The following is a 10010-nucleotide window of genomic DNA, read 5'->3' as shown; positions in this document are numbered from 1 at the left end:
GTATAGAGGTTGGTTGAGTAGTTGTTCGCTTATGGCAGGAAGCGGTTTGACATCGGATAACTGAAAGTGAGCTGCGACCCAGCGATGCTCTTCCGAGTCTAATTCATCGCGGTTGTCTGTCGCTAAGATAGTGAGCATGAGCGGGTTTTCTTGACGGTCTGGTGAGCCAGATATCGTCAGTTGATTGGAAAAGAAGAGTTTGAGCGCTTGGCTGTTGAATTCTACCCGATAGCTCAAGGAGTCACCTTCCGGATCAATAAATAGTCCATCGACAGCAATCGAATAGTTTACCATTGTCCCTTCTTGTAAGATCCAGCTCGCCAACTCTTGCTGCAATTGTTGATAGTACCGTGGATCAACATAAGGAGGATGATTGGTTTTCGCTTGGGTTTTTAAGTGCGGCGGCCTTTGGGGTACGCCAGTATCTGGTGCTGCGTACAAGGTCGAAAGAGGCCATTCTTCGCTTGTCGCTAGCGAGTCTTGATTGATGGTCTGAAGGCGTTGATTTGTTTTATTTAGAGTAGAGTCTACGTCTAGAGTAGAGTCTACGTCCTGATGGGTGTGGTTAGTTGAGTGACTGCGATCACGGTTCGGTAAGCGTTTCCACGACTCACCCGCGAGCTTTGTGTGCTTTGTTTGATTCATCCTTGATAGTGCAAGAGGATCAGCTTGGAGAGTGTCGTGAGGCCATTGCCAACCAACCAACATCAATAGCCCCAGCACGATCAGCGTGGCTCGATACTTCATTGATCACTCATCCGCATTTGTAACCAGCTGTGAGCAAACTTGAGATCTTTTTCAATTAAGCTAGCGCTACATTCGAGTAACTGGCTGATTTCAAGTGTTTTCATTCCAATAAAATATTTCAACTTTAAAGCGTTCGATTGTCTTGGGTAGCGAATAGTAAAGTGATCCAGCGTTTTGTCCAGCAGTACCAGTTGTTCGAAATGAAGTGGATGGGGTACGGAATACGACATGGTTGCTTGCCTTTTTTTTGCTTGTGCAGCGCGAGCGTGATCAATCAATATTTGTTGCATCACTTTGGCTGCCAGCAATAAAAATTCACGCTGATGTTGAATATCTTGTAAATTGGCTTGTGCGAGTTTGATATATGCATCGTGTACCAGTGCGGTTGTATTATGTAGATGATCTTCTTGGATGGCATGATCACCATATTTGGCTATATTTTTGCGGCGTTCTTGTGCGGCGATTTGGCGCAGTTGCTGATAAGCTAACTGATAAAGTTGTGCTTCTGCCTCTTTATCACCTTGTTGCCAACGGCATAAAATGTGTGTGAAAGAATTCATGATTTTAGCTGACTATCATGTTGTTTAACGAATTCACTCGCGTGTAAGAGGCGCAATCTTTCCATCCCAGCATTATCCAAAAACTTTTGTTGTTGAAAGCGGTAAAGCACACCGAGATCCCAATTTTTTCCAGCCGGTTGATACTCCCAACTAACCCACTGGCGACCTAAGTCTGGGTCATACCAGGTCACCGTGGTATTGAGTTGGGCTAGTTGCGCATAAGGTTCTGGGTTATCACGCCACCACATCGCGCGAAACTGGTCTGAAATATCTATACGATAAAGCGTTTCTTGTGTAGGGCACTCATGTTGACCAGTTGGTCCGAGCCGGATGGCTTGCGGTGTGATCAACAAGCAACGGTATTGCATCGTTTGTGCTTGGTAAAGGGTTTGTCGCCAAATGCCAGAGAAATCGATTTTATCGCCCTTATCTAATGGATAAGTAAAGGCTAACGTTTGCTCTTGGTTAAGGTGTGAAACATGTTCATTACGACCTAATCCTTGAATTTTTTCGATCAAAAGCTGTGCTTCAGGATCAAAGCTCAGTGCAATTGTGCGATATTTCCAGTCTCCCTCATCGTCATGATTTTCAATATAAAAACCGCTGAGATCATTAACAGTACAGCCGGTCAGAGCGCAACCCAATAACCCTTGGTGATTTTCGAAAGGCTGTAATGGTTCGGTAAATGGTGTGCTGATCGACTGACGTACGTCTAGAGAGCAGTTTTGAAAATAATCACCGGGAGACGGATATTGAGTTATACCGTGCTCATGAATGGAAAAAATAATGCGCCCAATAGGAGGCTGGTAACCGGGATGAGTTTGGCGATCAAGATCTTGTAAGCATAATTTACCACGCCAATCGCGCTTTTTTATGATCGTATTGACCAGCTTCTCCCCCTGAGATTGATAAATGACGGTTGATGAGAAGAGATTAGGTAAAGCGGATTCATTAGCTTGACTGGCATAGGCCTGATTGTGCAGCGATGCTGTCAGCGCTAGTAGTAAAGCGATGTATACAGAATGATTAAGCGATAGCATATAATGTGTCATGATGAACAATTCACGGTACGACAATTTAAGGTTAATTTTTGTTTATCAGGTGTTGGGGTCATTAAGGCCGTCAATAATTTTTGTTTGATATGATGTGGTATCTCGGGGTTGGTCAATAGCTGTCGGCGAGTGATGTCTAACATCCCTTGTACACTTAAGGTTTCAGCTTGACCATTTTGGGTATGATACATTAGTTGAGTTAATTGTAATAACATCTGTTCCGTGACGCGCTGCTCTTGCTCTAACTGACGATTTTTTTCCAGCAAAGTATAAGTAAACACGAGTCCCATAACCATTAACGATAAGCTAAGTAAACTGACCATAGGGCGACGCTTAGCAAAGCAGCGCATAATATAGAATGGCTCAGTGGCTTTTTGCTTAATGGGACGGTGAGTCAGTAGCGCCTCAATATCTTGTCTAAGTTCTCCGACGTTAGAATATCGCGCACAGATATCATCTGCCGTGGCTTTATGAATGACGAATGGCAGTTCTTGACCAATCGCTTGTCCGGTCAGTAAGTGTGCTAATACTTTTCCTAATGAATAGAGATCACTTTGTTGAGTTAAATAATCGCCTCGTTTTTGTTCTGGGCTTGCATACTCGACACTCAATGCTTTGAAGGCGAAGTTTTCATCCTTCTTGTGGCTATGTTGTAATTTTTGAGTCAAGTTAAAGTCGATCAGTTTAACTTGATGGTGGCGAGTGACTAAAATATTTTCGGGTTTAAGGTCTGCATGTAAAATTTGATGATGATGAGCATGTTCCACGGCACGGCAGAGATCGTTAAACAGCTTTAGGCGTTGTTGTAGGCTTAAATGATGTTGTTGAAGGTGTTGATCTAGAGGCAGACCATCAATCCGTTCCATCACAATATACACTTGGTCATTGTATACGCCCCCGTCAAAAACTTTAGCTATCGCTGGGTGATCCAGTTTAGCGAGTAACTGTGCTTCGGCAAACAGTGCTCGATGGCCTAATAACTGGCTCATTTCTGGTTGGATAAATTTGATCGCTAACTGTTGCTCAAACGTGTTATCTGCACGGTGAGCGGCATACACAACTCCCATTCCTCCTCGGCCAATTTCTTGCGTTAATTGGTATTTATCAATTTGCTGGCCAGTATAATTTGGAGTGGCTTGATGCCACGTTACTGCATGTGTTGCTAAGACTTGGCTTAAGGAGAAATCTTGTTGGTTTGATGACGCCACTAATGCACGCAGGGCTTGATAGCCTGGTTCATCATTTATTTTTAGTTGCTTAAGCCATTGATCTTGTTCTCTTTCAGGAAGGTCAAGATAGTGATAAAAATACTGAGTGATTGATGAAGTCGTATGCACTTTGTGTTTTATTTTTGGGTCATGAGATACGCTAAGGCATTTTGAGGAATGATAGCGCAATCAATTCGATACTGAATATGGCTAACACCGCTGTCGTTTTATTGGGTTAGACACAGAAAAATAGCGGGCCAGTTAAGTGGCTCGCTATTATAAGGATAAGTTATTGATTAACCTCGCATAGTCACAAATTCCTCACTGCCGGTTGGATGAATGGCGACAACAGAATCAAAGTCAGCTTTAGTTGCGCCCATTTTCATGGCCACGGCAAACCCTTGGATCATTTCGTCGACGGTATAACCAATGCCGTGTAAGCCTACCACGGTTTCTTCTGGGCCTGCACACACCAGTTTCATTTTACAAGGTTGGCGATGTGACGTGACGGCGGTGTACATGGCCGTAAAGCTAGAGGTATACACTTTGACCTGTTCTTCGCCATATTTAGCTATGGCATCGGGTTCACTTAAGCCGATGGTGCCAATCGGCGGGTGGCTAAACACCACTGTCGGGACTAAATCGTAATCCATTTTCGCTTCGGGCTTGTTGTTAAATAGGCGTTCAGAGAGTTGGCGTCCCGCTTTGACCGCCACGGGGGTGAGTTCTATACCGCCTTGCATAATATCGCCCACGCAGTAAATGCCTGGCACATTAGTGTTTTGGTATTGATCGACTTTGATATAACCTTGTTCTGTGGTTTCAACACCGGTTGCGGCTAGGTTAATTTGATCGGTTGCGGGGTGGCGACCAATCGCCCAAATCAGGGTATCGACATTTTGGCTATCACCATTTTCTAAGTGCAGCGTAAGGCTACCATCGGCTTCTTTGACCACTTCTTTCGGTATGGAATGCGTATGCAGGGTTGGGCCTTCGTTTTTCATCACTTCGGTTAAGGTGTCGATCAACATCGGGTCAAAGCTGCGCAGCGGGGACTCTTTTCGTACAAAAAGGTGGGTTTCGGTTCCCAACGCATGTAGAACGCCAGCGATCTCGACCGCAATATAGCCAGCACCGACGACGGCCACACGCTTAGGTTGCTCGGTTAATTCAAAGAAACCGTTTGAGTCGATACCGTATTCGGCACCGGGAATGGTTGGAATGCTCGGGCGACCACCCACAGCGATTAAAATATGATCGGCCGTGTACTGTTTGCCATTCACTTCAACGGTTTTTTCATCAACGAAACGAGCAAAACCACGAATCACGTTTATTTTGTTGTTACCTAATACGCGGTCATAGGATTGATGAATACGGCCAATGTACGCTTGACGGTTTTTGATCAGTGTCGACCAGTCTAAGCCTTTTACGTTCACATCAAAGCCGTAATCTTTGGCGTAAAGATGGAGTGCTTCGGCAATTTGAGCGCCATGCCACATCACTTTTTTCGGTACACAACCGACGTTAACACAAGTGCCGCCGAGATCTTTAGCTTCAATCAATGCGACTTTAGCGCCATACATGGCCGCGCGGTTCGCCGAAGCGATACCGCCACTACCGCCACCAATACAGATATAATCAAAATGTGTGGTCATTACTTTCTCCATTATTCTTTTTGAGTGCTACTTGAATAGATTGGGTCAGTTTATTCTGGAACAACCCACTCCACTTTAAAATGTCCCGTTACCGGTGCGATGGCCTGTTTGAGAAACGGTAGTATTTCTTGCATTTCACTTTCCAATTTCCATGGCGGGTTAATTACTATCATTCCGGAAGCGGTCATACCACGTTCATTGTTATCTGGAGCGACACCCAGTTCAATTTGCAAAATTTTACGAATACCAAGGTTGGCTAAGCCCTCTAACATGTCATCAATATCACAACGATTAACCACCGGATACCAAATCGCATAAATACCCGTTGACCAACGTTTATGGCTTTGCGCGATGGCTCGCACCACATCACGATACTCTTTAGCCAGTTCATATGGGGGATCGATCAGCACTAAACCGCGGCGTTCTTTAGGGGGTAAACTGGCTTTTAAGCGGGCGAAACCATCTTCTTTATAAATAGAAACTTGGCGATCACGCTGAAACTCTTGTTCAAGCAATGGATAGTCACTTGGGTGTAGTTCCGTCAATACCATGCGGTCTTGTGGGCGCAAGTGAGCACGTGCCACACGCGGTGAACCTGGGTAATAGCGTAGTGTATCGCCATTATTAAGCGCTCTGATGGCGTCCAAGTAACTTTCAATGGCATAAGGCGTTACATTTTGTTGCCAAATGCGCGCAATGCCTTGTTTATATTCACCGGTTTTTTCTGACCATTCGTGGGTTAGGTCATAACGGCCAACTCCAGAGTGGGTATCATGGTAGACAAAAGGCTTGTCTTTTTGCTGCAAGGCATTGAGGATAAGGCTTTGCACAATATGTTTTAATACATCGGCATGGTTGCCAGCATGAAAGCTGTGACGATAACTTAGCAAAATAAACCCTCAAAACACTCAAATTGAGCGTCGGTTGTGAATCAAAAATGTTGACTGATTATACGCCACTATTGAAATTTGCTGAACCTACCTATATTTACTATTTCATCGCTGCAAAATATCTAGGGTCAACAGACCTTAGTCACTCAAAAGGAATGTTTTATGTCTAATCCACTTCTCACCTTTACGGATTTACCCCCGTTTTCTGCCATTAAGCCCGAGCATGTAAAGCCAGCGGTTGAGAAAGCGATTGAAGATTGCCGCACTCAAATCGAACAGGTGTTGCAAGATAATCGTCAACCCACTTGGGAGAGTGTGATCGCTCCGATTGAAGAAGTGGATGATCGTTTAAGTCGTCTTTGGTCGCCGATTAGCCACATGAATTCGGTGCTAAATAGTGACGAATTGCGCGACGCGTATGAAAGTTGTCTACCACTGCTGTCAGAATATGGCACATGGGTTGGGCAACACAAAGGCCTATTCGACGCTTATAAAGCGATTAAAGCCAGCCCTGAGTTCAGCCAGTTGAGCCGAGCGCAACAAAAAACCATTACCGATGGACTGCGTGATTTTGAGTTATCCGGTATTGGTCTGCCTGCTGCCGAGCAAAAACGTTATGGTGAAATTAGCAAGCGAATGTCGGAACTTAGTTCCAAGTTTTCCAATAATGTGTTGGATGCGACCATGGGCTGGACGAAACATATTACTGATGCTGAGCTGTTGGCCGGTATGCCTGAATCGGCATTAGCGGCGGCGCAAGCGGCGGCAGAGGCCAAAGGGCTTGAGGGATATCTGTTAACTTTGGATATGCCATCTTATCTCCCGGTCATGACGTATTGTGATAACCAAGCATTACGCAAAGAGTTATATCAAGCGTATGTGACTCGTGCTTCTGACCGCGGCCCGAACGCAGGGAAATGGGACAACAGTGAAATCATCGCTGAGAAGCTCAAGCTGCGTTATGAAATTGCAAAAATGCTTGGCTTTAGCACTTACAGCGAAAAATCTCTGGCCACCAAAATGGCAGAAACGCCGGATCAAGTCCTCAGTTTTCTCAATGACTTAGCGAGCAAAGCTAAGCCGCAAGGAGAGCGCGAAGTGGAAGAACTGCGTCAGTTTGCTGAGCAAGAGTATGGCGTAACTGAGCTTGAGCTGTGGGACATTGCTTATTACAGCGAGAAACAAAAACAGCATCTATTTGATATTTCTGATGAAGAGCTGCGCCCTTATTTCCCAGAAGCTAAAGTGGTCAGCGGCCTATTTGAAGTGTTGCAGCGCGTATTTGGTATGCGTGTGCAAGAGCGTGAAGGGGTGGATACTTGGCATCCATCGGTGCGCTTTTTTGATATTTTTGATGGTCAAGATCGCTTGCGGGGCAGTTTTTATCTCGACTTATACGCTCGTGAGCATAAACGTGGCGGCGCATGGATGGATGATTGTCGTGGCCGTCGTATCACCCTCAGTGGTGAACTGCAAACATCGGTGGCTTATCTCACCTGTAACTTTAACCGGCCAGTCGGGGATAAACCGGCCCTGTTTACCCATGATGAAGTGGTGACACTATTCCACGAATTTGGACATGGTATTCACCATATGTTAACGCAAGTCGATGTGGGCGCGGTGTCAGGCATTAATGGTGTACCGTGGGATGCCGTCGAGCTGCCTAGCCAGTTTCTAGAAAATTGGTGTTGGGAAGAAGAGGCGCTAGCCTTTATCTCGGGCCATTACCAAACCGGAGAGCCGTTACCTAAAGCGATGCTGGATAAAATGTTAGCCGCGAAAAACTTCCAATCTGCGATGTTTATTTTGCGTCAGTTAGAATTCGGCTTGTTCGATTTCACCCTGCATACCACGTATGATCCTGAAATCGGCCCGAAAGTGCTGGAAACATTAGCGGAAGTGAAAAAGAAAGTTTCCGTATTGCCAAGCCTAGAGTGGAACCGATTCTCCCACAGCTTTAGCCATATTTTTGCCGGTGGTTATAGCGCAGGGTATTACAGCTATTTATGGGCAGAAGTGTTATCGGCGGATGCTTTCTCTCGTTTTGAAGAAGAGGGTATTTTTAATGCGGAAACCGGGCAGAGCTTTTTAAATCACATCCTAGAGATGGGTGGCAGTGAGGAGCCGATGGAACTGTTTAAACGCTTCCGTGGCCGTGAACCACAAATTGATGCCATGTTGCGTCACGCCGGAATTGTCGCATAATTCACGCGGAAAAACCTTACAAGGGGAGCCATAGCGCTCCCCTTTCTTGTCATTTGGTTATCCCTTCGTTTAAGAGTATAATCGTGCAAAATATGTATAAATAACCAGTAGCCTAGCCATGATGGATCCTTCTCTTTTACTCGACGGTCTCAATGATAAACAGCGTGAAGCGGTTGCCGCGCCACTTGAAAATCTGCTTATTCTCGCGGGGGCGGGGAGTGGTAAAACTCGGGTACTGGTGCATCGTATCGCTTGGTTAATCTCGGTGGAGCGTGCCTCTCCCTTTTCGATTATGTCGGTGACCTTTACCAATAAAGCGGCGGCAGAAATGCGCGGGCGCATCGAAGCGCTGATGATGGGCAGTGCGTCGGGCATGTGGACGGGCACCTTTCATGGCATTTGTCACCGTATTCTCCGCGCTCATTACCTGGATGCTAAGCTACCGGAAGATTTTCAAATCCTCGATTCAGAAGATCAACAGCGTTTGTTGCGCCGCTTGATTAAAGCGCAAAATCTGGATGAAAAGCAGTGGCCTGCCAAGCAAGTGTGCTGGTGGATTAACGGTAAAAAAGATGAAGGGCTGCGCCCTCGCCATATTGATGCTTATCGAGATCCCGTTACCCAAACCTATTTAAAGCTCTATACCGCCTACCAAGATGCGTGTGATCGGGCGGGGTTGATTGATTTTGCGGAAATATTACTCAGAGCGCATGAACTGCTGCGTGATAAACAGCATATTCGCGAGCATTACCAAGCGCGTTTTAAGCATATACTGGTCGATGAGTTTCAAGACACCAACAACATTCAGTATGCATGGCTACGAATGATGGCGGGCCCGGATTGCCACGTCATGATCGTTGGAGATGATGATCAATCCATTTATGGTTGGCGTGGAGCAAAAATTGAGAATATCGAAAAATTCACGCTGGAATTTCCGAGTGTGAATACCATTCGCCTTGAGCAAAATTACCGCTCCACCAAAACCATTTTGCAAGCATCCAACGCATTAATCGCCAATAACACCGAACGTATGGGCAAAGAGTTATGGACCGATGGCAGTGAAGGTGAACCGATTTCTGTCTACTCTGCTTATAACGACTTGGATGAAGCGCGGTTTGTGGTGAGTAAAATTAAAGAGTGGCAGGATAAAGGCGGGGCATTGAATGACTGTGCAATGCTTTACCGCAATAACGCTCAATCACGGGTGTTGGAAGAAGCGTTGCTGCAAGCCGGATTACCTTATCGTATTTATGGTGGAATGCGTTTCTTCGAACGGCAAGAGATCAAAGATGCACTCAGTTATTTACGTTTAATGGCCAACCGAAATGATGATTCGGCCTTTGAGCGAGTGATCAATACCCCCACCCGTGGTTTAGGTGATAAAACCTTGGAAACGGTGCGTTTTGCTGCGCGGGATCGGGGCTGCACCTTATGGGAAGCCTCGCTTGCTTTACTCAATGAGCAAGTACTGACGGGGCGGGCTGCGGGAGCTTTGGGCCGCTTTGTTGAGCTGATTAATGCACTAGAAGATGACAGTGCAGAAATGCCGCTCCACATGCAAACCGATCATGTGATCAAAACCTCCGGTTTGTATGCCATGTATGAGCAAGAAAAAGGTGAAAAATCCAAAGCCAGAATTGAAAACTTAGAAGAGCTCGTCACCGCCACCCGTCAGTTTGAAAAACCGGAAGAA

8 protein-coding genes are annotated in these 10010 nt (G+C 45.8%); 2 read left to right on the top strand and 6 right to left on the bottom strand.

The genetic code is table 11. The annotated features are described in order from the left end of the window. The 6 genes from B7C60_RS17160 to B7C60_RS05825 all read right to left on the bottom strand — a co-directional run. Positions 1–747, bottom strand: a 747-nt coding sequence (locus B7C60_RS17160; RefSeq protein WP_216639306.1) for a hypothetical protein, incomplete at its 3' end; no start/stop codon positions are given. Next, positions 744–1307, bottom strand: a complete 564-nt coding sequence (locus tag B7C60_RS05845) for an ECF-type sigma factor (RefSeq protein WP_099610844.1) — start codon at positions 1305–1307, stop codon at positions 744–746. The genes B7C60_RS05845 and B7C60_RS17160, both read right to left, overlap by 4 nt. Beyond that, positions 1304–2359 carry a chromosome partitioning protein ParA gene (locus tag B7C60_RS05840; protein WP_099610843.1) on the bottom strand — a complete coding sequence of 352 codons (1056 nt, stop codon included), beginning with the start codon at positions 2357–2359 and terminating at the stop codon, positions 1304–1306. The genes B7C60_RS05845 and B7C60_RS05840 overlap by 4 nt, the downstream gene beginning before the upstream one ends. Beyond that, entirely contained in the window at positions 2356–3696 is a 1341-nt protein-coding gene (locus B7C60_RS05835; protein ID WP_099610842.1) for a serine/threonine protein kinase, read from the bottom strand. The genes B7C60_RS05840 and B7C60_RS05835 overlap by 4 nt, the downstream gene beginning before the upstream one ends. 167 nt (positions 3697–3863) lie before the next feature. Next, positions 3864–5222 (bottom strand): glutathione-disulfide reductase, encoded by a 1359-nt coding sequence (gorA, locus tag B7C60_RS05830; protein ID WP_172953228.1) that lies wholly within the window; start codon positions 5220–5222, stop codon positions 3864–3866. A gap of 50 nt (positions 5223–5272) precedes the next feature. After that, positions 5273–6112 (bottom strand): 23S rRNA (adenine(2030)-N(6))-methyltransferase RlmJ, encoded by an 840-nt coding sequence (locus B7C60_RS05825; protein WP_099610840.1) that lies wholly within the window; start codon positions 6110–6112, stop codon positions 5273–5275. Positions 6113–6274: 162 nt separating this feature from the next. On the opposite strand from B7C60_RS05825, the gene prlC reads away from it, so the two are divergent. Further along, complete coding sequence (gene prlC, locus B7C60_RS05820) at positions 6275–8317, top strand: oligopeptidase A (protein WP_099610839.1); 2043 nt, start codon at positions 6275–6277, stop codon at positions 8315–8317. A 118-nt stretch (positions 8318–8435) separates the two neighbouring features. After that, on the top strand, positions 8436–10010 hold a 1575-nt coding region (gene uvrD, locus B7C60_RS05815; RefSeq protein WP_245868659.1), incomplete at its 3' end, for a DNA helicase II.

The sequence above is a fragment of the Vibrio fujianensis genome, from assembly GCF_002749895.1.
Lineage (GTDB): Bacteria > Pseudomonadota > Gammaproteobacteria > Enterobacterales > Vibrionaceae > Vibrio > Vibrio fujianensis.
The sequence above is the reverse complement of the archived record's forward strand: the minus strand, read 5'-3'. Positions and strand labels throughout refer to the sequence as shown.

Bases quoted from the DNA above. Each gene is read 5' to 3' on its own strand.
- B7C60_RS05845 (WP_099610844.1), bottom strand. From the start codon at position 1,307: ATGAATTCTTTCACACACATTTTATGCCGTTGGCAACAAGGTGATAAA.
- prlC (WP_099610839.1), top strand. From the start codon at position 6,275: ATGTCTAATCCACTTCTCACCTTTACGGATTTACCCCCGTTTTCTGCC.
- B7C60_RS05840 (WP_099610843.1), bottom strand. From the start codon at position 2,359: ATGACACATTATATGCTATCGCTTAATCATTCTGTATACATCGCTTTA.
- gorA (WP_172953228.1), bottom strand. From the start codon at position 5,222: ATGACCACACATTTTGATTATATCTGTATTGGTGGCGGTAGTGGCGGT.